The following is a 26,604-nucleotide window of genomic DNA, read 5'->3' as shown; positions in this document are numbered from 1 at the left end:
TATTAAGTATTAGTGCTGATGGACAGAGAGAGAGAACATATCATAGCGGATAAGACGATGTTGCAGGTGGCGAGAGTCACTTCGATGGTCTTTACTCCATTTTCTATTCCGTTTTTATCGTTTCTGGTGTTATTCCTGTTTTCTTATCTTCGTATCATGCCGATACAATATAAGTTGATAGTGTTGGGAATCGTTTACTGCTTCACCATACTGACACCTACTATTACCATTTTCCTGTTTCGTAAAATCAATGGATTCGCCCGTCAGGAGTTGAGTGAACGTAAGAAACGTTATGTGCCTATCCTGCTGACCATCATCTCGTATGTGTTCTGCCTGCTGATGATGCGCAAGCTGAATCTCCCGTGGTATATGACCGGTATCATTCTTGCTTCTCTGGTAGTGTCCATCATTTGCATTGCGGTAAACCTGAAATGGAAGTTGAGCGAACACATGGCAGGAATGGGCGGAGTGATCGGGGGATTGATCTCTTTCAGCGCCTTGTTCGGTTACAATCCGGTCGCATGGCTATGCCTGTTTATTTTGATTGCCGGTATATTAGGTTCTGCACGCATTGTGTTGGGGCATCACACGCTGGGTGAGGTTCTTTCCGGTTTTGCTGTCGGTCTGATATGTGCCCTTTTGGTACTTCATCCGGTGAGTAACATCTTATTTCGAGTATTTTTATTTTAAAACAGTATAAATCCTAAAAACTAATCATTATGAATTTTCCACAGAATTTGAAGTACACGAACGAACACGAATGGATTCGCGTTGAAGGAGACATTGCATACGTTGGTATCACCGATTATGCACAGGAACAATTGGGCGATATTGTGTTCGTAGATATCCCGACTGTTGGTGAAACGTTGGAAGCCGGTGAAACTTTCGGAACGATTGAAGTAGTGAAAACTATTTCCGATCTTTTCCTGCCTGTAGCAGGTGAGGTGCTCGAACAAAATGAAGCATTGGAAGAAAACCCGGAACTGGTAAATAAAGATCCCTATGGCGAAGGTTGGCTGATTAAAGTGAAACCGGCCGATGTAAAAGCGGTAGAAGATTTGCTGGATGCCGAAGCCTATAAAGCTGTGGTAAACGGATAATTCTTACCGTACTTAAATTGTAAATAGTAAATTGTAAAATAGTAAATTGAAATGACTCCAATTGTAAGTATTATCATGGGCAGCACGTCCGACCTTCCTGTTATGGAGAAGGCTGCACAGCTACTGAATGATATGCATGTACCGTTCGAAATGAACGCTCTTTCTGCTCACCGCACGCCAGAGGCTGTGGAAGAGTTTGCGAAGAATGCCCGCAACCGTGGCATTAAAGTAATTATCGCTGCTGCCGGAATGGCTGCCGCCCTTCCCGGTGTGATTGCGGCTAATACTACATTGCCGGTGATCGGAGTACCTGTAAAAGGTTCCGTGCTCGATGGTGTGGACGCACTTTATTCTATCATTCAGATGCCTCCGGGCATTCCTGTAGCAACGGTTGCCATTAACGGAGCGATGAATGCCGCTATCCTTGCCATCCAGATGCTGGCATTGAGCGATGAGAAACTGGCAGAAGCTTTTGCTGCTTACAAGGAAGGACTGAAAAAGAAAATCGTAAAAGCAAACGAAGAACTGAAAGAAGTGAAGTTTGAATATAAAACAAACTAATGTGATTTACGATTTGACAATTTACGATTTACGATTGAAATATCTTCGTGAATCGTTTATTGTCTGCACATTTGTTATACTCAAAGTGCTTTTAATCGTAAATCGTTAAATCGTAAATTAAAATGGTTGATCTATTCAATTATTTTCGAAGAGAAACCACAGAAGTAAATATTGGGGCTGTGCCGTTGGGCGGCCCCAATTCTATTCGTGTCCAGTCGATGACAAACACGTCTACGCAGGATACACAGGCTTGTGTGGAACAGGCGAAACGTATTGTTGATGCAGGTGGAGAGTATGTCCGCCTTACAACCCAGGGCATCAAAGAAGCCGAGAACCTGATGAACATTAATATCGGACTGCGTAGCCAGGGATATATGGTTCCGTTGGTTGCCGATGTGCATTTCAATCCGAAAGTGGCGGACGTGGCTGCTCAATATGCGGAAAAGGTGCGAATCAATCCGGGAAATTATGTAGATGCTGCGCGTACTTTTAAGAAACTGGAATATACAGACGAGGAGTATGCGCAGGAAATACAGAAAATCCATAACCGGTTTGTCCCGTTCCTGAATATCTGTAAAGAGAATCACACGGCTATCCGGATCGGAGTAAATCATGGCTCTCTGTCCGACCGTATCATGTCCCGTTATGGCGATACCCCCGCAGGAATGGTGGAGTCCTGCATGGAGTTTCTCCGTATCTGTGTAGAGGAAAACTTCACAGATGTGGTGATTTCCATCAAGGCCTCCAATACGGTGGTCATGGTAAAAACCGTCCGTCTGTTGGTAGACGTCATGGAGAAAGAAGGGATGGCTTTCCCGTTACACCTCGGAGTGACAGAAGCCGGAGACGGAGAGGATGGGCGTATCAAGTCCGCCCTTGGCATCGGTGCATTGTTGAGTGACGGATTGGGAGATACCATTCGGGTATCTTTGAGTGAAGCTCCTGAAGCTGAAATCCCGGTAGCCCGCAAATTGGTGGATTATGTTCTGTTGAGGCAGGACCATCCTTATATCCCGGGATTGGAAGCGCCGGAATTCAATTATTTGTCTCCCGAACGCCGCAAGACAAAAGCTGTCCGTAATATCGGAGGTGAACATGTGCCTGTGGTTATTGCCGACCGCATGGACGGGAAGACAGAGGTAAACCCGCAATTCACACCGGACTATATTTATGCCGGAAGAGCTTTGCCCGATCAACGGGAAGACGGAGTGGAATATATTCTTGATGCGGATGTATGGCAGGGAGAAGACGGAACTTGGCCTGCATTCAATCATGCACAGTTGCCGTTAATGGGAGAATGCAATGCAGAGCTTAAATTCCTGTTTATGCCCTACATGGCACAAACGGACGAAGTGATAGCCTGCCTGAAACATCATCCGGAAGTGGTGGTGGTTTCCCAAAGCAATCATCCGAACCGTTTGGGTGAGCACCGTGCACTGGTTCATCAACTAATGACGGAAGGTTTGCAAAATCCGGTTGTCTTCTTCCAGCATTATTCGGAAGATGATGCGGAGAATTTGCAGATAAAGTCCGCAGCCGATATGGGAGCCTTGATTTTTGACGGTCTTTGTGATGGCATCTTCCTGTTCAATCAGGGCAACTTGAGCCATGCCGTGGTCGATGCCACTGCTTTCGGAATCTTGCAGGCTGGACGTACCCGTACCTCCAAAACGGAATATATATCTTGTCCCGGTTGCGGCCGTACACTTTACGACTTGGAAAAGACCATTGCCCGTATCAAGGCAGCCACTTCACATTTGAAGGGACTGAAGATCGGTATCATGGGATGCATCGTGAATGGTCCCGGTGAGATGGCAGATGCAGACTACGGCTATGTAGGAGCAGGACGGGGGAAAATCAGTCTCTATAAAGGTAAGGTGTGCGTAGAGAAAAATATTCCTGAAGAAGAGGCGGTGGAACGACTTCTGGAGTTTATCCGGACAGATCGGGAAGAAAACCAACAATGATATTATATTGGGCACGGAATGCAGGTGATGAGGTACTGATCTCATAGAAAACCTGTAATCCGTGCCTGACTAAGTACTACATATCTTCCAACGACAAACACATTGTTTCAATGGTATAACGAGGCAGTAGCTTTTTCTTCAAATGTTCAACTTTCTGTTCCAGCAACTCCGGCTTAAAGTTTTTACGTTGGCGTTTTACTTCAGCAACTACTGCTTTGTTTTTTTCAAGACAGAGTGCAACAATGTCTATCTCGTTTTGATTCCCTTTGGCTTCCCACCATGACCCGATAGCACGGAATTGATAACTTTCAGCGAATTTCTGTTTGAAGTAAAGTTCTAATATCTTTCCGCTGTAGGTTGGATAATCAGCTTCTATGATATTACGCAGCCCTACAAAGTTTTTAATTTCTATCAATGAACGGTTACGGTCGAAGTAATTGAACCAAAACCTAATAAAATTATCGCATATTTCATATCGGACAGTTGTTGAGCTTTCTTTAGCTAAAATGGGACGTTGGCGTATGATAATATTATAATCGTCTATCAAGCGTTTCAGATAGCCGCCTACGCTTTTTTCTCCTAGTGTTGCCTCAATTTCTGCTTGTGTATTTCTACCTCCGGCAATTGCACTTAAAATAGAAAAGTAGGTCCCGTAATTTTTCCCAAATTCTTCTATCAACAGATTTTTTCCTTCTTCGGTAAAGGGAGAATTGTCGCGAGCCATAAAATGGATCATGCTTTCCACGTGGAGCGTATGGTTGTCACAGAAAAGTTCCACGTATTTAGGTACCCCGCCAGTAAAAGTATAAAGTGCTAAAAGATCATCATTCGAATGTGCCGGGGCATATTCACACATGATTTCTTTCAGAACAGAGAGCTTGAATGCTGACAGCTTGATTATGTTATCAGCTCTTCCGAAGAGCGGCTCTTTATTGTCTTGGAAAATTCTCTGCATCAGAGAATAGATGGAACCACTGACGATCAAATTCATGTGTGAGGACTTCCGATATTGGTCCCAAATATTTTGCATATCGCTGAATATGGATTCATTAATAGTATAGAATTCCTGAAATTCATCAATAACCAGATTGAAAGTCCGTTGAGTCGAAAGCTGCATTAGGTATTGGAATAAGTTTCGGAAACTTCTGATTTCTGTCGGAACAAAGATTTGCAGGGCTTGTGCGATAAGTGGGATGAATTCTTCGCACAAGGTTGCCTCATTTTTACGTCCTATAAATAGATAGACAGTGGGGGTCTGTTCAACAGCTTTCATGATGAGGCTTGTCTTCCCAATTCTACGGCGGCCGGTAACGACTGTCATTCTTGAACTTTCCTCAAATGCCAATTTCTGAATTCGTTTTAACTCTTTTAGTTCTTCTTCTCTATTATAAAACCTCATAGTCTGTGAATTGTATTAGTAACCGTGGTTACTGTAACCACGGTTACAAAGATATTTATTCTTAAGAGAACGGCAAACTTTTTCTTTCTTTTTATAAATTCTTTGCCCTTCCCTATTAAAAACTTTATGATTATCTCTATTGATTTATACCTGTTTTATTGTCAAACTGTCAGGATGATATTTAAGTATATGAATATCAGTATTATATTACTTGACAATAGATGCTGATAATAGGCTGACAATAAAATATATCTACTTTTACTGTCAGCCTGTTTTTATCTCTTATGCTACCTTTAATAACTTGATAAACAATAGCTTTATGGGCACCTTTCGAAATAATACCGCATTTTTATAACAGCTTTCCAAAGTGATATCCTTTCATTAATATACCTGTATAGTTCCGCTAACACGCCAGTATAGTTCCTCTAAAGTGTTAGTATTGTTCCACTAAAGCACCGGTATCTTTAGTTCGTCACAGCCGTGGTAACTTCTTCTCACGGCCGTGACAAATTCCTACCACAGCCGTGGGAAGATCTCGTCACGGCCGTGGGGAGTTAACAATACCGACACTTTAATGAAACAATACCTGCTTGGTAAGTGAAAGATACCGGCTATATAGCATTCATTTAATAGGGGCATACTCATTTTATAAAGCGTATGTGTTTCTTATGTCGATGATATTGTTACTGTAGACAATGATAGTCTTCAGTAGTTTATAACATGGATCAAGCTGGGAATTAAGTCAGAGTATATCGACACATTGGAACGAATCCCATAATCTTGCCCCAAAGGGGTCAAAGAACAGGCTGACAATAAAAGTTCTAATTTTTTATTGTCAGCCTATTGTCATGGCTTATTGTCAGCATGTAAACCGATGATAATCATTATACTATCGGGAAAAAACTTTGGTTGACAATAAGAATCATTAATTTTATATGTAAATCTGATATCTGTCTTTCCAATAGTACACATCTTTACAAAAATAGAGGGGAACTCCTGGATGAATCCATTTGTTCCCCTTGCAGGTGTAGCTAGCCTCTGTCTCTTATATTTTTAAAGGCAAGTAGCAACATATAGATGTTACGTTTTCGACTTTGCAGTCGTTCAAGTGCCGCTCCATTCGAATTGACTTGCCTTTGTGATTATTACTAATTTGTTGTTTGTATCTATTGTAGCAAATTTATAGGCACAAAAAAAGCGGAGAGCATTTGCCTATCCGCCAGAGAGGGAGTCCAAGCCCTAAACACACAAACAGGAAACACTCCCCGCATATTGCAAGGAGCATCTATCTGCTTCTCTGTGTGTTTGGAATTTTGGACTTTTCTCTGGCACAGAAATCAGCTAAACGCTTTTTTTCTTAAAACAAACAATACAGTCGCGCTACGACTGATTGTGCAAAGATAACAATTAATTAAGTTATACAGTCTTTCATTCTTTGTTTTTTCTCTGTACGGAGTGTTTTTGTTCTATATCTCGTAAAATCGTTTGAAATAGTCCGGTTCCCTTGCTATGACTATACCTCATAAGATTCATATCGTTTATTTTTTATATTTTCACCAAATCTCTCGGAGTTATGCGAATTATTGTTATTTTTGCCTCACATAATTTCTAAACAATAATTAAATTATTTATTCGTATGAAAAAGGCCTTATTATTATTCGCTTTAGTAGCGATAAGTGCGGTGAGTATCAATGCTCAAGATAATCTGAAATGGGGTGTGATGGCAGGTATGAATGTTAGTAAATACACCATTACAGGTTTTGACAGCAGGATAGGTTTTCACGCAGGTGTTAAAGCAGAGTTGGGATTGTCTCAGGATGCGAATGGTAGTGGTGCCTATATGGACTTCGCTGCATTGCTTACATTGAAAGGTGCTAAAATTGATGGAGGATCACTTGCGAGCATAAAATTTAATCCATACTATTTAGAAGTACCGGTACGTGTCGGGTATAAATATGCTGTCAATGATGATTTTTCGTTATTTGGTAGTGTCGGTCCTTATATGGCTGTCGGTCTGTTTGGAAAAGCAAAATTGAAAGTGGACGGTGATATTGCAGATATTGCGGAATTAGGAGATAACTCCATGTCTGAAGATATATTTGGAGATGATGGTCTGAAACGATTCGATTTCGGTCTTGGACTGAAAGCCGGAGTTGAGTTCAGTAAGAAATATCAAATTGCCATAAGCTATGATTTCGGACTTGTTGAAGTGGCAAAAGATTTAGGAATGAAGAACAGAAACCTGATGATCTCATTGGGATATATGTTCTAAAACCGATTTTGCAACTTTGTTGCATGAATCATTTGCTACCTTTGCATCAACTAAATGATGAATGTTATGGGACATTGTAGTTGTGGCGCTCATTCATGCGCAGCAGAAAAAAAGGTTGATGCAAAGGTTTCGGTATTTCATGAATATGGGAAAGTGATATTCTCTCTCCTGCTTCTGGCAGGTGGAATAATTATGAATGCTCTCGATTTAGCATTCTTCCGTGAAGGATCTGTTGCTTTGATATGGTATATCGTGGCCTATCTTCCGGTAGGAATACCGGTGATGAAAGAAGCCTGGGAAAGTATCAGGGAAAAAGACTATTTCAGTGAGTTCACTCTAATGATTATAGCTACTTTGGGAGCTTTTTATATTGGTGAATATCCGGAAGGAGTAGCCGTGATGTTATTCTATACAGTAGGAGAACTGTTTCAGGATAAAGCGGTAGATAAAGCCAGGCGTAATATCGGAGCCTTATTGGACGTAAGACCTGAAAAAACATTAGTGTTCCGGGAAGGCAATCTTGTTATTGAAAGCCCTAAAAAGATAAAAGTCGGTGAAATCATAGAAATAAAGGCAGGCGGACGGGTACCATTGGACGGAGCCATGCAGAATGAAGTGGCTGCCTTTAATACAGCCGCATTAACGGGCGAAAGCGTTCCTCGTAATATTCGGAAAGGTGAAGAAGTTCTTGCCGGAATGATTGTAACTGACAAGGTTATCCGGATCAAGGTAACGAGACCTTTTGATAAGAGTGCACTTGCCCGAATATTGGAACTTGTTCAGAATGCCTCCGAACGTAAGGCTCCGGCTGAATTGTTTATTCGTAAGTTTGCACGCATTTACACACCTATTGTTATAGTGCTTGCAGTATTAATTGTGTTGTGTCCATTTGTCTATTCACTTATTAATCCTCCATTTGTATTTGCATTTAATGACTGGCTATACAGGGCTTTGGTCTTTCTCGTGATTTCGTGTCCTTGTGCATTGGTGGTTAGTATTCCGTTAGGCTACTTTGGGGGGATTGGAGCAGCATCCCGATTGGGTATTTTATTCAAGGGTGGTAATTATCTGGATGCTATCACCAAGATCAATACGGTGGTATTCGATAAAACAGGAACCCTGACAAAAGGAACCTTTGAAGTACAGGCTTGTAAAAGTGCAGGTGAGATTTCTGAAGAAGAATTAGTGAAACTGGTTGCTTCGGTAGAAAGTGATAGCACACATCCGATTGCCAAGGCTGTTGTGAATTATGCGAAAGAACAAAATATTGAACGTGTAGCTGTTACCGGTACGAAAGAATTTGCCGGCTATGGTCTGGAGGCGACGATAAACGGGACTACGGTTCTGGTCGGTAACTGCCGGTTACTTTCTAAGTTTGATATATCCTACCCGGAAGAACTGTTGGAAATAACGGATACCATCGTAGTCTGTGCCGTTGGAAACCGTTATGCAGGTTATCTGCTGTTGGCTGATGCCCTGAAAGAGGATGCAAAGGCAGCTATTGACAATTTAAAAGCTTTAAATATTGAAAACATCCAGATACTATCCGGTGATAAACAGAGTATTGTTACTAACTTTGCAGAGAAGCTCGGTATATCGGAAGCTTATGGCGACTTGTTGCCGGAAGGAAAAGTGAATCATCTGGAAGAATTGCGGCGGGATGAGGCAAACCGGATCGCGTTTGTCGGTGATGGAATGAACGACGCACCGGTGCTCGCTCTAAGTCATGTCGGCATTGCTATGGGAGGACTGGGTAGTGATGCGGCTATTGAAACAGCCGATGTCGTGATACAGACAGACCAACCGTCGAAAGTAGCCGAAGCTATCAAAGTTGGAAGGCTGACACGAAGAATCATTTGGCAGAATGTATCACTGGCATTTGGAGTGAAATTGCTTGTATTGATTTTGGGAGCCGGTGGAATCGCTACTCTTTGGGAAGCTGTCTTCGCAGATGTAGGCGTTGCGTTACTTGCCATAATGAACGCCGTCAGAATACAGAAAATGATAAAATAGGAGAAAGATGGAAGAAGATATTTATTTGGATAAACTGGTCAGAAGAGACATCAAGCCAACTGCAATAAGGCTTTTGGTGATAAAAGAGATGATGCAGGCAGAGCGTGCAGTGTCATTGCTTGACCTCGAAACATTGCTCGACACAGTCGATAAATCGACCATATCCCGTACTATTGCTCTCTTCTTGTCTCATCACCTTATACATAGCATAGACGATGGAAGCGGCTCGTTGAAGTATGCCGTTTGCGACAACTCTTGCAATTGTGTGGTACAGGATTTACATTCGCATTTTTATTGTGAGAAATGTCATCGTACATTCTGCCTGGAAGGCACCCATATCCCGGTGATTGATTTGCCTGAAGGATTTACTTTGCACAGCATTAATTATGTCCTTAAAGGGATTTGTCAGGAATGTTCTTCTCAAAGATGAAATATCCATAACCTTGCATGGTTACTGGAATTGAGGTCTTGAAAGATTTATGGACTCAATGTATAGGGAGGGTATGTGAGTAATTGGAATAAAAGCCGAAAAAGAGAAAAAACATCTCTTTTTCGGCTTTTCGCTAATATTGTTTGATTAGTCAATATTTGGATTCAATGCATGCCAGTCTTTAATGGCTGGGATAATCCCCATTTCAATCACTTCGTCACGAAGTTTGCATAAATGCTCGTAGCTCTTTTCCAATTCTTCCTGTTCGGCAGGAGTTCCGGCTACTTCTTTATAAGTGACGCCGTCTTTAGTAATTGAAGTTTCCATCGCCATCATGATATGGTCGAATTTGCCATTGGAAACATACGTTCCGGCAGGCCAGCGGAAAGGTTGTCCACCCATAGCAGCGGCAATCATTTCGATAGAAAGATAAGCCGGGCTTTGGAAAGAAGAACGACCGCGCAGGTCGATAATATGCTTACCACCTTGGATGACACGTACTTTCAGTGCTTCCCAATCTGCCAGTGGAAGGCGGGTAGTGCCGATGAAATCGGTCAAAGGTTCTCCTTTTATTTTGGTTGTAGAGGCGAATACAGCCATTTGTTCGCCATGACCACCATACGTACGGCAATTCTGAATGTCGGAAGCCGGGATATGGAAGAATTTCACCAGTTCGTTTTGCAGGCGGGTGCTGTCCAGGGCAGCCAGTGTAGAAACTTGAGAGGGTTTCAAACCTGAATACAACAAAGTTATCAGTCCGGTGATGTCCGCCGGATTAAAGATCACAACGATATGTTTTACGTTCGGGCAATATTGATGAACATCTTTACCGAATTGAGCGGCAATTTCTGCATTTCCCTTCAGCAAATCTTCGCGGGTCATACCTGCTTTACGGGCAGCTCCACCGGAAGAGACAATGTAAGAAGCTCCTGTCAGTGCTTCTTTGATATCGGAAGTAAATGTAAGGTTGACACCTTCAAAACTGCAGTGATACAATTCTTCAGCTACTCCTTCCAGAGCCGGGGCAAATGGATCATACAGGCAAATATTCGGAGTGAGTTTCATCATCATGGCTGTTTGTGCCATATTGGAGCCGATCATTCCGGCAGCTCCTACAATCGTAAGTTTCTCGTTGGTTAGAAATTCCATAAGTTTATATGTTTAAAGGTGAATAATTTACTCTTTCTTTTTGTCGCTACAAAGTTAACATATTAGAAAGCAGATTGTTCATTGCAAATAGTTTTGCCCGATAACGAAAAGTTATGGCTGACTGTTTGAGGGATCTATTCAAAATAGATTATCTTTGTGTTTTATTACAATAAATAGATAAGAATATGAGCATCGAATTAGGAAAGTTCAATCAGCTTGAAGTCGTGAAAGAAGTAGATTTCGGCGTATATCTCGATGGTGAGGAAGAAGGTGAGATTTTGTTGCCTACCCGTTATGTGCCTGAGGACTGTAAGATAGGAGATTTTTTGAATGTGTTTCTCTATCTGGATATGGATGAGAGATTGATTGCTACGACACTGACTCCGTTGGTGCAGGTAGGTCAGTTTGCTTGTCTGGAGGTCTCCTGGGTAAATCAATATGGAGCTTTTCTGAACTGGGGATTGATGAAAGACCTGTTCGTTCCGTTCAGTGAGCAGAAGATGAAAATGCAGGTTGGGCGGAAATATGTGGTTCATGCGCATTTGGATGAAGAGAGTTATCGTATTGTGGCTTCAGCAAAGGTGGAACGTTATCTGTCGAAAGAAAAGCCGGAATATGCTCCGGAAGCAGAAGTGAATATCCTTATCTGGCAGAAGACGGATTTGGGCTTTAAAGCGATTATAGATAATAAGTATAGCGGTTTGCTGTATGAAAATGAAATATTCTGCCCGTTGGAAACAGGGATGGAGATGAAAGCTTTTGTGAAACAGGTGCGTGAAGATGGTAAGGTAGACCTGATTCTTCAGAAACCCGGTTTTGAAAAGATTGACGATTTTTCGAAAACGCTGCTCGACTATATCAAAGCGCATGGAGGACGAATCTACTTGAATGATAAAAGCCCTGCGGAAGATATTTATGACACGTTTAGTGTCAGCAAGAAAACCTTTAAGAAAGGGGTGGGCGACTTGTATAAGAAACGTCTGATTACCTTGCATGAGGATGGCATTGCTTTGGCGGATTCCTAAACAGAATAGGGATTTCCCTACATACGAATAGAGAGAATCATTGGGGTGGGGAGTTTCCTCACCCTATTTTTGTGCTATCAGATTAAAGATATAAATAATAAAAACTAGATAAGCTATGCGTAAGATTATAATAAGTTTCTGCATCCTGTTCGCTGCCCTCTCTTTACAGGCGCAGTCTGTTAACGGAATCCGTATCGATGGCGGGAATACTCCGATTCTTGTTTACTTGGGAGGGAACCAGATATGTTTACCCACTACTACCTGCTTTATAGCCAATTTAAATCCCGGACATTATACTGTTGAAGTGTTTGCCACCCGCTTTACCCGTGCGGGAGAGCGAGTATGGAAAGGAGAAAAATTATATAAAGATTTCGTTTATTTTGATGGGAGAGGAGTGAAAGAAATATGGGTGGACGGACGTGATAACATACGCCCGGAAAGACCCGGCCGTCCAGACCAGGGAGAACATCGTCCGGGATATGGTCATAACAGGGTGATGAACGATCAGCTCTTCCAAACGTTTTATAAAGAGATGAAGAATGAGCCTTTTAAAGATGATCGTATGAAGTTGCTCAATGCTGCATTGGCTGGTTCTGATTTCACATCTGCCCAATGTCTCCAACTGACCAAACTGTATACATTCGACGATGACCGGATGGAGATTATGAAGATCATGTATCCCCGGATTGTAGATAAGGAAGCTTTCTTTACGGTGATTAATACCCTGACATTTAGCTCCAGCAAGGAAAAGATGAAGGATTTTATGATAGGGTACGGTAAACGTTGATACTATTAACTAAAAACGATACGGTTATGAAAAAGATACATATTATGCTGTGTTTGGCGTTGGGAATATTGGTCAGTGGCTGTTTTACCAGCTATGTATCTACCAAACAGATGATGGGTATAAATCAGGGAATGACTCAATCGCAGGTAGAGTCCGTTTTAGGAAAACCTGATTTCCGGCGTTTTGACGGTGATATGGAAGAATGGGAATTCCATCGTGATAACGGTACGCCTGTACTTACTTCGGAACCTGTGACGATAATCGTTCAGTTTGTAAATAGAGAGGTGGTTAGTATGGATACGTTCAAAGGTTATGGCAGACCTTCACCGCATCCGGTCGTTATTCCTCCACCAGTCAGTAATACTGTTCAGGTCTTCCCTGACAATAATGAGCCGGTCAAGGAAATACGTTTAATGACTGATAGTGAGTTTAAAAGCTTCATAGATAAGCTGAAATTTACGATTCCGAGGGATGACCAAAAGGCGTTGATTGATAGTATGCTGGGAAACCATGATGTCAATTCAACTCAATGTGTGGCGATAGTAAAAGAATTTTCTTATACTCCCGATCAAGTGGAGGTGATGAAGAAGTTGTATCCGTATGTTAGGGATAAGCAGAATTTTAACAAGGTGATTGATATCTTATTCACTAACATATATAAAGACGAGGTGCACAAGTTTATCAGAGAATATCATCAGAATAATAAATGATAGGAGATTGAATTATGAAACGAATACTGTTTTTACTCTTTGCTGTCGGTCTGACTGCCAATATGACCGTAATGGCTGGAATGAGCACTAGCAAGGTACGTAAGGAGACGCGTTTTCTTACCGATAAGATGGCATATGAATTGAGCTTGAGTACACAGCAATATAATGATGCGTATGAGATTAATTACGACTTTATTTATTCTGTCCGTAATATCATGGATTACGTAGCACGTGGTTACGAATGGGCATTGGATGATTATTATGAAGCGCTGGATATCCGTAACGACGATCTTCGTTGGGTATTGAGTGATGCACAGTATCGCCGGTTCCTCGATGCCGAGTATTTCTATCGGCCGATCTACGTAACCGGAGGGAAATGGAGTTTCAGGGTTTATGTCAATTACCCGAATCGTAGTTTGTTTTATTTTGGTGTGCCTTACCATTACCGTACTTATTGTGGAGCACATTATCGTCCGCACTTTCACCATGTGAGTTATTATCGGGGCAGATATACTAATTTCAACCATTATTCTGCACCGCATCGGGTGAGAGATCAGCGAGTATTCCACTCGTATCGTCGTTCGGATTTCGGTTCTGTCCGGTTCCGTCCGAATACTTCCACTCGTCCGCATAATGCACCGACACGTCCGGGTAATTCTTCCCGTCCGGGTTCATCGACAACACGTCCTGGTACATCTCGCCCAAGTACCTCTACTCGCCCTGATGCTTCTACTCGCCCCGGAACGACAACAAGACCTGGTACGTCGACACGTCCCCGTCCGGAATCTGGAGCAGATCGGCCTTCGACTTCTGTCAGACCATCTACACCGTCCGGAAGTGGAAGACCTGGTAACAATGTTGCTCCTGATAAAAATGGGAATACGAATAGAGTAGAAAGTGATCGTAATTCTGGTCGTCGTCCGGAAACGGGTTCCGGTTCTTCAAGCTCTAATCGTAGACCAACAAGCGGAAGTTCAACTGGTTCCAGTTCCTCCAATCGTGAAAGTGGAAAAACAAGTAGCAGTTCGAGAGAAAGTTCAAGTAGACGAAACGATAGTAGTTCCTATAATAGAAATAACAGCTCCGATAGAAATAACAGCTCTTCCAGTTCCAGTCGTAGTAGCTCCAGTCGCAGTGATTCTGGTCGCAGCAGCGGTAGTACGACCAGTCGTAGCAGCAGTACCACTTCTAACCGGAGTAGCGGTAGCTCGAGTTCTACTCGAAGCAACGGTAGCTCTACCCGGAGCAATGTCTCTAGCGGACAAACAGAAAGACGCTCTTCTTCCGGAAGTACGAGAAGCAATAGCACTAAAAGCTCTTCCCGTTCCTCTGAAAGAAACAGCAGCAGTTCAAGAAGATAACCTATTCCTTTATTATTTATATCAATCTCATTACTCCTCAGCGGAAGGAGAACTAGACTCAGGGTTTTCACCGGCTAGACTATTCCGGGCAGCGCCCGTAACTTGGATATCGGGGCGGATACTATCCGCCTCGATTTCACTTATTATTCCTTTCTGTGCAAGCCGCTTGGCAATCAACTTATAATAGCCTTCCATATTCTCCTTTAACTGTCCGCCTTCTGCAAAAGAGCTGCGGAAATGCTTGGGCTTCGGGATAATGGAAGCCAGGAAAATACTTTCTTCCGTGTTCAGTTGTGAAGGGCGTTTATTGAAATAATAAATAGAAGCTTCCTGAATACCATAAACGAGCGGCCCCCATTCAACAATGTTCAGATATACTTCGTACATGCGTTCTTTAGAAGTTAATCTTTCATTCTCTATTAGCCATACAATCAATGCCTCTTCCAATTTACGTGCAAAGTTCTTATTACGGTTCAGGAATACATTCTTTACGAGTTGCATGGTGATCGTGCTTCCTCCACGTGCAAAGCGTTTCACTTGCAGGTCGTAAATCAATGCTTCCCGTAGGGCGTCGGGCAGGAAACCGCGATGGTAAAAGAATGCTCCGTCCTCACTTTGCATAACGGACATTCTTAGGATGGGGGAAATGCTATCCAATGGTGTAAAGTGTTCGCACGAAGGGCCAATAGGAAAAGTCCGCACCGGTATTCCGTTCTCATAAGCTGTATAAATGAACTCGTCGGACATTTTGGAGAGTGAAGTGGCCCCATAGCTTGTGATGCGGAAGTCTTTCTCTTTCAGTTCGGATTCCAGTTTGAGACTATCCAGTTGTGCAAAATCAATATCTAATAGAAAATGATAGGCTAGCTCGCCACTTGTCTTGATGCCTTCCAGATTGCTGAATAATCCTTTGGGGAGAGAGCTGAACAGATCATCTGCCGGAAACCAGGATTTGTTGACCGCAGCAGTGAAATGCCAGTTTCCTTTCTCTTTCTCGGCTCGCAAATAAGGATGAAACTGGAGTTTGTTGAAATCAACAATGGTCGTACTATCCAGCTCGAGTGAGTGCCCGCTTATGTTCATCTCGTAACAGAGTTGTCCACGATCGAGATGAATTACTTCAGGAGAGAGGGCTTTATGAAATACGTCAAGTCCGTTCACTCTCGCTTTTCCTTTGAGGAGCAGTTGATTGGATGCACGCTTATCTTTAGTCATATTATAAGATAGGGTGTCGAAAGTGACTTCTGCTCCAAAACGGCGGGTAATATAAGGTAGTGAGATTTTTCTTTTTTCCGGGGCAAAGAGAGATGCTTTTAATGTATAGTCTCTTCTGTTCAGTTCGCCTGCCGTTTCCCATAGTTGTTGAGGCAGTGTATCTTCTTTTATCTGAATGGTTGATTGGAAATGATTGTTCTCAATAATAAAAGAAGGAATGTTGACTGCAACGAAATTACTATCTTTACGTTCGGTTATATTGATTTGACTGAGTTGCCCGTTTTCAGGCAGGAAACCGTAAATGAGGTTTAATATCCGGTCAATACGGTTGGCATAGTCACTTTCTATGACAGGTTTGGGGGCTGCTTCTTGTTGCCGTTTAAAGAACAGGAAATCGTAGTTAGCTATGCTGTCATGCTTGATGAAGTTGATTGCCAGCCCGTTCATAAGTACATTCCGTACTTCGATTTCTCCTTTTAGCAATTCCCAAAAACTTAGTTTTACATTGACGGATTGTAATGTCAGGAGGGTATCCCGTTGGTTGGGAACAATAGAAAGTCCTTGTAAAGCCACTTCATTGCAGCCTTTCATTCGTAACTCCTGATAATGAATTTGCAGACCGTATGTTTGTTCGGCACGTGTAGTTCGTTTGTCAACGATATGGCATAAAATGACATTGCGGAATGCAAAGAGACAAATGAGGCTGGTAAGCAAGATACCGATAGCCGATAGAATGATAATTCTTTTTTTGCTGGACGTTTCCATCTTCTTTTTCTTGATGTGATAATCGCTGCAAAGGTAGATAATAATTCGGGCAACAGGCGGAGTATTTTCCTCTTTTTTAGAGTTATATCCATCAGTAGAAAAAAGAAAATACGAAAAAATGGTTGGTTGTTCGCTTTTGAGCGTACAACTGTCCGTTTTCGTACACCGCTCTGTTTTGTGATTCCGTTGATTATTAGTTGGTTATCTTTTTGGCACGCTCGTTGCATCTCTATAGTCGCAAGCGGACAACGAAGAAAAATGAGAAAAACTTCAGAAGGTTGCAACCGTTTGAGACGCTTGATCCGTCTAATAAACAGAAGAATAAAAACAGAATGTTGAACAAATAAAAAATATACAATTATGAAGACTACAGTATTATTCAGAATGATCGTTTTAGTTGCTATGGTATTTGCAGGAATCGCTAATGCAACAGTGAAGGCACAGGGTAATAACTTCATTACTAATGAAGAAAAAGTAGATGATCTCGTAGTATCGAAAGTGATTTACAGACTCGATGGTTCTCTCTATCGCCACATGAAATATGATTTTACTTATGACGATCAGAAGAGAATATCCTCCAAAGAAGCTTTCAAATGGGATGCTTCTATTGAAAAATGGATACCGTACTTCAAGATTGATTATACTTATTCATCTAATGAAATCACTTTGGTATACGCACGTTGGAATGACTCTCACAGAGCTTACGACGCATCTGTTGAAAAGAGTGTTTATGAACTGAACGACGCTAATATGCCGGTTGCTTATATGAACTACAAATGGAATGATAAATGGATTGAAGAATCCGGTTCCAGCTGGGCTATGAATGTGTCTGTTCCGGCAACTAATGAAGCAACTCTGCTGACTGCCAGCAGATAAAAATAAATCGGAGTTGTGAAACTCCTTCTCTCTCTTTTAATTTAACTACATTAAAAACGGTGGATTTCCTTATGGGATAATCCACCGTTCTGTTTATCTGATGAACAGTTATGATTAGCTTTTGTAACTCTTCAATATTTATTTAACGAGTGGTAGATATTCTCCATAACCTTCCTCTTTCATTTTATCTTTCGGGATAAAACGAAGTGAAGCGCTATTGATGCAATAACGTAATCCACCTTTCTCTTTCGGCCCATCTGTGAATACGTGTCCCAAATGAGCATCTCCGGTTTTACTGCGTACTTCCGTACGTATCATGCCGTGCGAAGTATCTTTCTTTTCTGCGATCAGATCTTTTTGAATTGGTTGGGAAAAGCTTGGCCACCCGCAACCTGAATCGAACTTGTCAGTAGAAACAAACAGAGGTTCTCCGGTAGTAATATCTACATAAATGCCGGGACGATGCTCATTCCAGTATTCATTGTGGAAAGCTGGTTCGGTGGCATTCTTTTGGGTTACGGCATATTGTTCCGCCGAGAGTTTCTTACGAAGGGTTGCATCATCCGCTTTTTGATACACTTTAGCTTTCGGCGCATTCGCTTTGCGTGCCATTTCGAATAAAGCAGGATTGATATGGCAGTATCCACCCGGATTTTTATCCAGATAGTCCTGGTGGTAAGTCTCTGCCGGATAGAAATTAGTCAATGGCTTTACTTCTAGGACAATAGGAGTTTTATATTGTGCGGATAATAATTGAATTGCCTGCTTGATGACAGGGAGATCTTCTTTATCTACATAATAAATTCCGGTTCTATACTGTGTTCCCCGGTCATTACCTTGCCGGTTGAGGCTGGTAGGATCTATTGTCTTGAAATATAGATCGAGCAGTAAATTCAAATCTACCGTTTTCGGATCATAAACCACCTTTACTGTTTCGGCAGCATTGGTTTTTCCGGAACAGACCTGTTCATAACTCGGATTGGCAACATTACTGTTGGCATATCCTACCTGAGTACTTTCTACTCCTCGAATTTGTTTCAGGAAATGTTCTGTTCCCCAGAAACATCCTCCCGCAAAATAGATTTCTGCTTGATTCTTCATTGGTTTAGCAACTCCTAAAAATATATTACTAATCATTATAATCACTATGACGATAAAATACTTCATATCCGTTAGTTCTTTCTATAATAACGAATGAACCAACGGATATGTTTTAAGGAACTACTATACTAAACTCAACTTTATTTCTTTTTTATTCAATGACCTGTCCTTTGTAGAAGTCCAGAATTTTAGTCCGGAACAGATAGTCGTATTTTGCCTGCAACTTATCCGAAAGAGCTTTCGTCAGATTAAGTTTGGCTTCATTGTATTCCACAAAGGTAGCTTTGCCGTTATTGAATTTCTCACTCATCAGGCGGAAAGACTCTTCGTTGGCTTTTACTGCCACTTCACTGGAGTTGTATTTACTTTCTGCTGCCAGAGCGTTGTACCAGGCTTGCTGAATTTCTTTGTAGAGTACTTTTTTACTGTTATCCAACTTCAAGGATAAGTCTATTTGTTGCAAACGAGCGGTGCGTATCCGGTTTCTTGTGGCAAAACGGTTGAAGATTGGAACACTCAAATTAAATCCTATATATTTATTCAGGTTGTTTTTCATCTGACTGCCGAAGCTGCTCTCTGATCTTCCGCTTACCGTATAATAATTACTTCCCAGACCGGCACTGAAAGAGAGTTGTGGATAAAATGCACTTTGGGCAATACGAATATTATTAAGACTACCTTGCAAACGATATTCCGCAGCCTTAATGCTTGGTTTGTAAGTAAGTGCCTGTGTATATATGTCATCCGGCGGAGTGAGAGATTCGAACTCTAATTCTTCCTTAGGACTTTCGAGTACAAATCCTTCAGGCGTGGGTAATTCCAAGAGTTGGGTGAGATCCAGTAAGGATAGTTTGTACGTATTGTCTGATTGTACAGCAGTCATTTCATCCTGTGCGACACGGGCTTGTGCTTCGGCCACTTCAGAAGATGATGCCTTACCCACTCCCTGAAGACCTTGAATACGTTTTAACTGGTCTTTGCTTAAATCGACCTGATTATGAGCAATTTTACTTAATTCTTGATTGAATAAAACCTGTAAATAAGCCGAAGTGACATTGATTGCAATATCTTCTCTGGCTTTATTCAAATCTTCTATGGCAGCTTTTAAATCCAGTTTGGCAAGTGAATATTGGTTGGACAATTGCAAACCGGTAAATATAGGTACGTTTGTTCCCAAGCTGAAACTGGTATTGGCACTGTTAATGTCACTATACGAGTTGTCTATCGGAGAAGCGGTACGGCCCCAACTCCAGTTTTGGCTGGCACTACCGCTCAAATTCGGAAGACGTGCCCATTTAGTGGTGTTTACACTCACTTTGCCTGCTTCGACATTGTTGGCCGATTGACGGATTTCTATATTATGCTCAATGGCATAGTCGATACATTGCCGCAGCGTCCACGCTTGCGAAAGGTTGTTCTGTGCCTCGATGGAGGTGATTCCGACTCCGGCAAGCAGAAGGGCTGATATGGTTTTACGAATTATTTTCATAGGATTCAATTATTTATCTTTTTTCTCTGCACCACGTATTTTGTCCTGAACGGTTACCCCTTTCTTGATTTCTATCTTGATTCCATCACTCATACCGGCAGTCACCTGTGTACGCTGGAACTTTTGTTCGGGCACTGAATCTGTCATGATGTACACAAATGTAGAGTCACCACTAAATTCAACAGTGCTTTCGGGCACTGCCAAAACCTGATTGGCTCTTTGTAACACGATTTCCGCATTAGCCGAATATCCGGAACGAATCTGAACAGAATCCGGAATGGTAATCGCAGCCTTGATTTCAAACTGGTTGGCTCCATTGGTTTCCACCCCTTTCGGAGAGATATATTCCAGAATGGCGTTGAATGTCAGATTCTGTAAAGCTCCGATGGTCAGCTTGATCGGCATTTGTTCGTGGATACGTCCCACTTCTGTTTCATCAATATTACCACGGAAAATCATGTCGTTCATGTTGGCTACCGTAGCAATCGTGGTTCCATCATTGAACGTGTTACTCATAATCACGGAATTACCCGCTTTTACAGGTACGTCCAGAATTAACCCGTCAATGGTAGAGCGAATCATCGTGCTACTGAAGGAGGCACTGTTTTTGGTAATTCCTTCTTTTACGATTTCCAGATTGTCTTTGGCCGTCTGTCTCTCTTCGCGAGCCTGCTTCAAAGCCACTTCACTTTTCTCGTATTCCTCCCGGCTGATTAACTGACCGTCATACAACTTCTTCACACGGGCGAAATCCGTTTCTGCCTGTGTTGCATTAATTTCTGCCAGGCGCACACGACTTTCTGCAGAATTCAGTTGTCCGAGTTCAGGGATTACTTTTACTTTGGCAATAACTTCCCCTTTTCTTACGGCTTGTCCGGCTTCTTTATATACTTCGTCGATAATGCCCGAAATTTGCGGTTTGATTAAAATTTCGTCTCTCGGTTCCACCTTTCCGGTAGCTACTGTCGTTTTTTGGAGGTCAGTCATTTCCGGTCTTACTGTTTCGTAAGTGATTACCTTAGGCTTGGATTTCTGATAAAGGAAAACGAATGTTCCGACAAGAATGATAGCAACGACTATCAATAATGTGATTTTCAGATACTTTTTCATGATTTTATTTATGATTTTATTATTTACGATTGATGATTGAAATCTCTTACGTCTCTAAACAACTGAACAACACCCGCTCTACAATGATTTCTCAATCGTAAATCGTAAATTGTCCAATCGTCCCATCTCCTTATTCATCCCGGATTGCTTCAATCGGTTTGATAGCCATGGCCCGGTAAGCAGGTGCCAGACCTGCCAACATGCCCAGTGCAATCAGAAGCGCACAAGTGCCGATTGCCAGTCCGAAAGTAACTTGAAAACGGACATCCCCTCCGTCAGCATTTGCTCCCATCTCAACCAGTTGCAATACCATGACGGCAAAGGAAATTCCACACATTCCCGCAATGGTAGTAAGTACCATACTTTCCGATAGAATTTGCTGCAGGATATCTTTCGGTCGTGCGCCGATCGCCCGGCGGATACCGATTTCGGTGGTACGTTCTTTGACCGTCACCATCATAATATTGGATACGCCGATGGCACCTGCCAGCAAAGTTCCCAATCCTACCATCCAAACCAGTATGTTGATACCGATAAACAAGTTATCGACCATAGAGAACATGGCTTCGGCATTCAGGCACATGACAGCTTGTTTGTCATCCGGAGAGATATAATGTGCGGCTTTAATGACCTGTTCCATTTTGGGTTGTACTTCAGACACTTTGACTCCATGCTTCGCGGTGAAACAGATCACATCGATTTGTCCTCCCATGTTGTAAGTCTGCTGCATCGTAGTGAAAGGAAGAGTGACGGCTTCCGACGCCCGCCCCTGTATATTCATGTTCCCTTCGGAAGAAGACATGCCAATCACTTGATAATAAATGCCATCTACTCTTACATATTTGCCACACGGGTCTTCTCCCGGTTTGAAAAGACTTTCATAAATTCGTTTTCCGATGACACATACTTTGCGTGCTTCCTTTATATCCACCTCATTGATGAACCTGCCGTATGCCATTTCCTGCGATTCAATGTGGAGATAATCCGGATACAGCCCTTTCACGCTACAATCATATTTCTTATCTTCATATACGGCTTTGGAACCCCAACGGGCTACGGACGGAGTAATGATCTCCACCTCTTTCACTTGGGAACGAAGACGGTCGATGTCAGTAGATTCCAGATTCCACCATCTCCCTTTGCGGAAGCCTTTGTAAGCCTCACCCGTTCTTTGCGAGGCAAGGAAACCGGAATTGGTGGCAAATCCTTCAAAGTTCTTTTTCATCATGTCCTCCAATCCTTGTCCGCCGCCGATGAGGGCGACGAGCATGAAGATTCCCCAGAAAACACCGAATGCAGTCAGCAGACTTCTCGTCTTATTTCTTGTAATGGTGATGAGGATTTCCTCACACGTATCCATGTCTATTCTCATAGTCTTAATCTGCTCTAAGTGCTTCGATTGGCCGGATGCTGACTGCTTTTCGGGCAGGGAATAATCCGGCTAACGTACCAGCTATTATTAATGTGAGTGTAGCCTGTATGGCGATTCTTATATCTACTGTCGGGTTCAGGAAAACAGTTTCCGTCCACATTCCGGTATCCATTGTCTGATTGCCGAAGGCACTGTTCATCCATTCGGTCACTCCGATACCGGCTACCATGCCGATGTATCCGAATATGGTGGTGATGGTGACACTCTCTACGATAATCAACCAGAGAATGGAAATAGGTTTGGCTCCCAAAGCCTTACGAATACCAAATTCGCGGGTACGTTCTTTTACGGTAATCAGCATAATGTTGGAAACTCCTACGATTCCGCTTAGCAATGTGAAGATACCGATTACCCAAATAGCAATACGTAGCATATTCGAGCCTTGCTGCTGTTGCAAATAGTTGGTAAACCGATTCCAGATCCAGATAGCGCTGTGGTCTGTCGGGTCAAAACGATGATTGGCTCCCAATACTTTGCGGTAATGGGCTTCAAAAGCCTCATTGGCCTCAATTGTTTCCAGATTTTTGGTAGTCATGACCAGGTTATTCAGCTTGTCTCCTTTGTTATAAATCGTTTGAAGAGTGGTAAAAGGAATGTATGCATCGCTGTCACCGCTATCTCCTTTATCATTGTAGAGACCTACTACCTGATAAACCACATTACCGGCATTGACAAACTGTCCGATTGGTTCGGTATGGGTTTTATCAAAAAGAATTTCTGCTGTCTTTTTATGGAGCACAATTACTTTCCGGCGCTCTTTAATATCAATCTCATTGATAAAACGTCCTTTGAAGAGTTTCACCACTTCTACCTCTGTATGGTTGGGATATACGCCGGAAAGGCTCAAACTGACGTATTCTTGCCCGAAGCTAAGATTTACATCTCCCTGCCATACGGTTGCTCCGGCCTTGATGACATGATTCGGGAAATAATGACTGGTAGCATCCATGTCTTTATTGTCCAGTTGCACCCGTCTTCCTTCTTTCAGTCCGTCGTATGATTTGCTGGTCCATCCCGGAAAAATCTTGATGGAGTTCATGGCACGTTCGGAAGCCGATTGCTCGAATGCGTGGATCAGTCCGTTGCCTGCACCTAGCAGGACGATAAGCATAAAGATTCCCCATGCCACGGCAAATCCTGTGAGAAAAGTCCTAAGCTTGTTACGTTTGATGGTACTATATATTTCTTGCCAGATGTCAATCATTTTTTTAAGTATTAAGTAATGAGTATTAAGTATTAAGTATTAGGCTGCGCTGTGGCCGCATGGAATTAATACTTAATACTTATTTCATAATCCCGTCTTTTCCGAAAGGAGAAGCGTCATGGTCGATATTATCTTCAATACGTTCGATGATTCCGTCTTTGATATGTATAATCTTGTCTGTCTGGTTGGCGACTCCACTTTCGTGGGTGACAACGACAATCGTCATTCCCTGTTTATGAAGATCTTTCAGAATCTGCATTACTTCTACAGAAGTTTTACTATCCAAAGCTCCTGTTGGCTCATCTGCCAGAATGATTTGTGGTTGAGTGATTAAAGCCCGTGCGATGGCCACACGTTGTTTCTGACCGCCACTCATTTCGTTCGGCATGTGATGCGCCCAGTCTTTTAAACCCAGGCGGTCGAGATATTCCAATGCAAGTGCATTCCGTTTTTTGCGACTTATTCCTTGATAGAATAAAGGAAGTGCTACATTCTCTACGGCATTTTTAAAGGAAATCAGATTGAATGACTGGAAGATAAATCCGATCATACGGTTGCGATATTCGGCAGCTTTGGTCTCGCTCAAGTTCTTGATGAGTACGTTGTTCAGATAATAATCTCCGGTATCGTAGTTGTCGAGGATTCCCAATATGTTGAGTAAAGTTGATTTTCCAGACCCGGATGCTCCCATGATAGAAACAAATTCTCCCTGTTCGATATTGAGATTGATACCTTTAAGTACATGGAGAGGCGCTCCGTTGTTGTAGGTCTTGTTGATATTCGTTAGTTGTATCACAATTTTCTTTATTTAGTTTCTGTTTTCTGATAATTTTCTACTATTAGACGTGTGAAAGATACGAAAAGTTGCAAACAGGTTGAACTTTTTTCAAAAAACATTTTGTAGACTCAATCTTCTTTACGTAATTTGTGTGCAGTAAACTTAATGATTAACTAACCCTTTTAAATAGAAGTATCATGAATTCAAACATGGAAAAACCCTACGTAGTAGGTATTGACATAGGCGGAACGAATACCGTCTTTGGAATTGTAGACGCACGCGGAACTATTATTGCCAGCAGTTCAATCAAAACATCCGGTTACCCTACAGTGGAAGAATACGCTGATGAAGTGTGTAAAAGTCTGCTTCCATTGATTATTGCTAATGGTGGTGTTGATAAAATCAGAGGTATCGGTATCGGTGCTCCGAATGGTAACTACTATACGGGAACGATTGAATTTGCTCCGAACCTGCCTTGGAAGGGAATTCTTCCGTTGGCAGCCATGTTTGAGGAAAGACTGGGTATTCCCACTGCTTTGACAAACGACGCAAACGCTGCTGCTATCGGTGAAATGACTTACGGTGCTGCCCGTGGTATGAAAGACTTTATCATGATTACACTGGGTACTGGTGTGGGTAGCGGTATCGTTATCAACGGTCAGATGGTGTATGGTCATGACGGTTTTGCTGGTGAATTGGGACACGTTATCGCCCGTCGCGATGGTCGTCTTTGCGGTTGCGGTCGTAAGGGATGTCTGGAAACCTACTGCTCGGCTACCGGTGTAGCTCGTACAGCCCGCGAATTCCTTGCTGCCCGTACGGATGCTAGCTTGCTTCGTAACATTCCAGCAGAAAACATCACTTCAAAAGATGTGTATGATGCAGCTGTACAAGGTGATAAACTGGCACAGGAAATCTTTAGCTTTACAGGTAACATCTTGGGTGAAGCACTGGCAGATGCTATTGCATTCTCCAGTCCTGAAGCAATTGTATTGTTCGGTGGTTTGGCTAAGTCCGGTGACTATATCATGAAACCAATTCAGAAATCAATTGATGATAATATTCTGAATATCTATAAAGGCAAGACTAAATTGCTCGTTTCCGAATTGAAGGATTCTGATGCTGCTGTATTGGGCGCCAGTGCATTGGCTTGGGAACTGAAAGATTTGAAAGAATAACATTTCATTATTATAATAAAGGTAATGAAGCCTCGGGAGTTTATGACTTTCGGGGCTTTGTTTTATTTAGTCCTTTCTGACGTGTACGGCTTATTCAGACAAAGGGTTATTCTCACCGTAGTGAGAAAATATTCTCATACCTATGAGAACTTATTCTCATTGCAGTGAGAATTTTTTCTCATGGGCATGAGAATGTTTGAGAAAATGCACAAAAAAAAGGGAACCTCATAATGAAGTTCCCTTTTTTATTTCGAATCGAAAAGTTCGGCTTATCCGTTAACTCTTTTTTCTTTGATTCTAGCTTTCTTACCAGTAAGAGCACGCAGGTAGTACAATTTAGCGCGACGAACTTTACCTACCTTGTTCACTTCGATGCTATCGATAGCCGGTGATTCGATTGGGAAAATTCTTTCTACGCCTACAGTTCCTGACATTTTACGTACAGTAAAACGTTTTTTGTCTCCGTGACCGGCGATTTTGATAACAACACCACGGTACAACTGTACACGTTCTTTGTTACCTTCAATAATACGATATGCTACTGTTACAGTGTCTCCTGCTTTGAAGCTCGGGTGCTGTTTTCCGGTAGCGAATGCTTCTTCTGCAATTTTAATTAAATCCATTGTTGTTATTATTAAATTGTTTCATCGTTACAACGCAACATACCAAGTATCTCTTCTCT

At 42.2% G+C, this 26,604-nt stretch carries 23 protein-coding genes; 13 read left to right on the top strand and 10 right to left on the bottom strand.

Annotation, left to right across the window (positions count from 1 at the left end; translation table 11 throughout):
* Positions 1-18 precede the first annotated feature (18 nt).
* The 4 genes from NXV01_RS01740 (at position 19) to NXV01_RS01725 (ending at position 3,628) form a co-directional block, all read left to right on the top strand.
* The gene (locus tag NXV01_RS01740) at positions 19-690 is read left to right on the top strand and encodes a phosphatase PAP2 family protein (protein WP_074636447.1); all 672 of its coding nucleotides are present in this window, start codon (positions 19-21) and stop codon (positions 688-690) included.
* Positions 691-719: 29 nt separating this feature from the next.
* Positions 720-1,100, top strand: a complete 381-nt coding sequence (gene gcvH, locus NXV01_RS01735; RefSeq protein ID WP_074636444.1) for a glycine cleavage system protein GcvH — start codon at positions 720-722, stop codon at positions 1,098-1,100.
* 51 nt (positions 1,101-1,151) lie between these two features.
* On the top strand, positions 1,152-1,661 hold the full coding sequence (gene purE / locus NXV01_RS01730; RefSeq protein ID WP_004296231.1) for a 5-(carboxyamino)imidazole ribonucleotide mutase: 510 nt from the start codon (positions 1,152-1,154) through the stop codon (positions 1,659-1,661).
* 122 nt (positions 1,662-1,783) lie between these two features.
* Positions 1,784-3,628: a 4-hydroxy-3-methylbut-2-en-1-yl diphosphate synthase gene (locus tag NXV01_RS01725; RefSeq protein WP_217722363.1), complete on the top strand. Its 1,845-nt coding sequence runs from the start codon at positions 1,784-1,786 to the stop codon at positions 3,626-3,628.
* A gap of 76 nt (positions 3,629-3,704) precedes the next feature.
* On the opposite strand, the gene NXV01_RS01720 is transcribed toward NXV01_RS01725, so the two are convergent.
* Positions 3,705-5,027: an ATP-binding protein gene (locus NXV01_RS01720; RefSeq protein ID WP_074636440.1), complete on the bottom strand. Its 1,323-nt coding sequence runs from the start codon at positions 5,025-5,027 to the stop codon at positions 3,705-3,707.
* 1,636 nt (positions 5,028-6,663) lie between these two features.
* Between NXV01_RS01720 and NXV01_RS01715 the strand changes: the two genes are divergently transcribed.
* From NXV01_RS01715 to NXV01_RS01705, 3 genes are all read left to right on the top strand, one after another.
* Positions 6,664-7,299, top strand: coding sequence for a porin family protein (locus NXV01_RS01715; RefSeq protein ID WP_148367076.1), 636 nt, complete (start codon positions 6,664-6,666; stop codon positions 7,297-7,299).
* Between the two features lie 66 nt (positions 7,300-7,365).
* Positions 7,366-9,312, top strand: a complete 1,947-nt coding sequence (locus NXV01_RS01710) for a heavy metal translocating P-type ATPase (protein ID WP_167511887.1) — start codon at positions 7,366-7,368, stop codon at positions 9,310-9,312.
* 7 nt (positions 9,313-9,319) lie between these two features.
* On the top strand, positions 9,320-9,742 hold the full coding sequence (locus NXV01_RS01705) for a Fur family transcriptional regulator (protein ID WP_259021622.1): 423 nt from the start codon (positions 9,320-9,322) through the stop codon (positions 9,740-9,742).
* A gap of 147 nt (positions 9,743-9,889) precedes the next feature.
* On the opposite strand, the gene NXV01_RS01700 is transcribed toward NXV01_RS01705, so the two are convergent.
* Positions 9,890-10,891 carry a malate dehydrogenase gene (locus NXV01_RS01700; RefSeq protein WP_259021621.1) on the bottom strand — a complete coding sequence of 334 codons (1,002 nt, stop codon included), beginning with the start codon at positions 10,889-10,891 and terminating at the stop codon, positions 9,890-9,892.
* 185 nt (positions 10,892-11,076) lie between these two features.
* On the opposite strand from NXV01_RS01700, the gene NXV01_RS01695 reads away from it, so the two are divergent.
* The 4 genes from NXV01_RS01695 (at position 11,077) to NXV01_RS01680 (ending at position 14,774) form a co-directional block, all read left to right on the top strand.
* Positions 11,077-11,916, top strand: coding sequence for a S1 RNA-binding domain-containing protein (locus tag NXV01_RS01695; RefSeq protein ID WP_148367095.1), 840 nt, complete (start codon positions 11,077-11,079; stop codon positions 11,914-11,916).
* A gap of 115 nt (positions 11,917-12,031) precedes the next feature.
* A complete protein-coding gene (locus NXV01_RS01690; protein ID WP_195649923.1) occupies positions 12,032-12,703 on the top strand; it encodes a DUF4476 domain-containing protein in 672 nt (223 codons plus the stop codon).
* A 26-nt stretch (positions 12,704-12,729) separates the two neighbouring features.
* Positions 12,730-13,413 carry a DUF4476 domain-containing protein gene (locus tag NXV01_RS01685; protein WP_259021620.1) on the top strand — a complete coding sequence of 228 codons (684 nt, stop codon included), beginning with the start codon at positions 12,730-12,732 and terminating at the stop codon, positions 13,411-13,413.
* 14 nt (positions 13,414-13,427) lie between these two features.
* Positions 13,428-14,774: a hypothetical protein gene (locus tag NXV01_RS01680; protein ID WP_259021619.1), complete on the top strand. Its 1,347-nt coding sequence runs from the start codon at positions 13,428-13,430 to the stop codon at positions 14,772-14,774.
* 30 nt (positions 14,775-14,804) lie between these two features.
* Here NXV01_RS01680 and NXV01_RS01675 read toward each other — a convergent pair whose 3' ends face one another.
* The gene (locus tag NXV01_RS01675; RefSeq protein WP_259021618.1) at positions 14,805-16,754 is read right to left on the bottom strand and encodes a transglycosylase domain-containing protein; all 1,950 of its coding nucleotides are present in this window, start codon (positions 16,752-16,754) and stop codon (positions 14,805-14,807) included.
* 360 nt (positions 16,755-17,114) lie between these two features.
* On the opposite strand from NXV01_RS01675, the gene NXV01_RS01670 reads away from it, so the two are divergent.
* Entirely contained in the window at positions 17,115-17,630 is a 516-nt protein-coding gene (locus NXV01_RS01670) for a DUF3836 domain-containing protein (RefSeq protein WP_004296208.1), read from the top strand.
* Between the two features lie 138 nt (positions 17,631-17,768).
* Here NXV01_RS01670 and msrB read toward each other — a convergent pair whose 3' ends face one another.
* The 6 genes from msrB to NXV01_RS01640 all read right to left on the bottom strand — a co-directional run bounded on the left by msrB (position 17,769) and on the right by NXV01_RS01640 (position 24,762).
* On the bottom strand, positions 17,769-18,797 hold the full coding sequence (gene msrB, locus NXV01_RS01665; protein WP_148367099.1) for a peptide-methionine (R)-S-oxide reductase MsrB: 1,029 nt from the start codon (positions 18,795-18,797) through the stop codon (positions 17,769-17,771).
* Between the two features lie 85 nt (positions 18,798-18,882).
* Entirely contained in the window at positions 18,883-20,220 is a 1,338-nt protein-coding gene (locus NXV01_RS01660) for a TolC family protein (RefSeq protein WP_148367100.1), read from the bottom strand.
* A 9-nt stretch (positions 20,221-20,229) separates the two neighbouring features.
* Positions 20,230-21,330, bottom strand: coding sequence for an efflux RND transporter periplasmic adaptor subunit (locus NXV01_RS01655; RefSeq protein WP_217722382.1), 1,101 nt, complete (start codon positions 21,328-21,330; stop codon positions 20,230-20,232).
* 130 nt (positions 21,331-21,460) lie between these two features.
* Entirely contained in the window at positions 21,461-22,702 is a 1,242-nt protein-coding gene (locus tag NXV01_RS01650) for an ABC transporter permease (protein WP_259021617.1), read from the bottom strand.
* A 4-nt stretch (positions 22,703-22,706) separates the two neighbouring features.
* Complete coding sequence (locus tag NXV01_RS01645; protein ID WP_148367102.1) at positions 22,707-23,966, bottom strand: ABC transporter permease; 1,260 nt, start codon at positions 23,964-23,966, stop codon at positions 22,707-22,709.
* A 79-nt stretch (positions 23,967-24,045) separates the two neighbouring features.
* A complete protein-coding gene (locus tag NXV01_RS01640) occupies positions 24,046-24,762 on the bottom strand; it encodes an ABC transporter ATP-binding protein (RefSeq protein ID WP_117512775.1) in 717 nt (238 codons plus the stop codon).
* A 179-nt stretch (positions 24,763-24,941) separates the two neighbouring features.
* Between NXV01_RS01640 and NXV01_RS01635 the strand changes: the two genes are divergently transcribed.
* Positions 24,942-25,922 (top strand): ROK family protein, encoded by a 981-nt coding sequence (locus NXV01_RS01635; RefSeq protein ID WP_117512773.1) that lies wholly within the window; start codon positions 24,942-24,944, stop codon positions 25,920-25,922.
* A gap of 269 nt (positions 25,923-26,191) precedes the next feature.
* Here NXV01_RS01635 and rplS read toward each other — a convergent pair whose 3' ends face one another.
* Positions 26,192-26,545: a 50S ribosomal protein L19 gene (rplS, locus tag NXV01_RS01630; protein WP_022011470.1), complete on the bottom strand. Its 354-nt coding sequence runs from the start codon at positions 26,543-26,545 to the stop codon at positions 26,192-26,194.
* Positions 26,546-26,604 lie beyond the last annotated feature (59 nt).

It is taken from the genome of Bacteroides sp. BFG-606 (assembly GCF_024788145.1).
GTDB classification, from domain to species: Bacteria; Bacteroidota; Bacteroidia; order Bacteroidales; family Bacteroidaceae; genus Bacteroides; species Bacteroides vicugnae.
The sequence above is the reverse complement of the archived record's forward strand: the minus strand, read 5'-3'. Positions and strand labels throughout refer to the sequence as shown.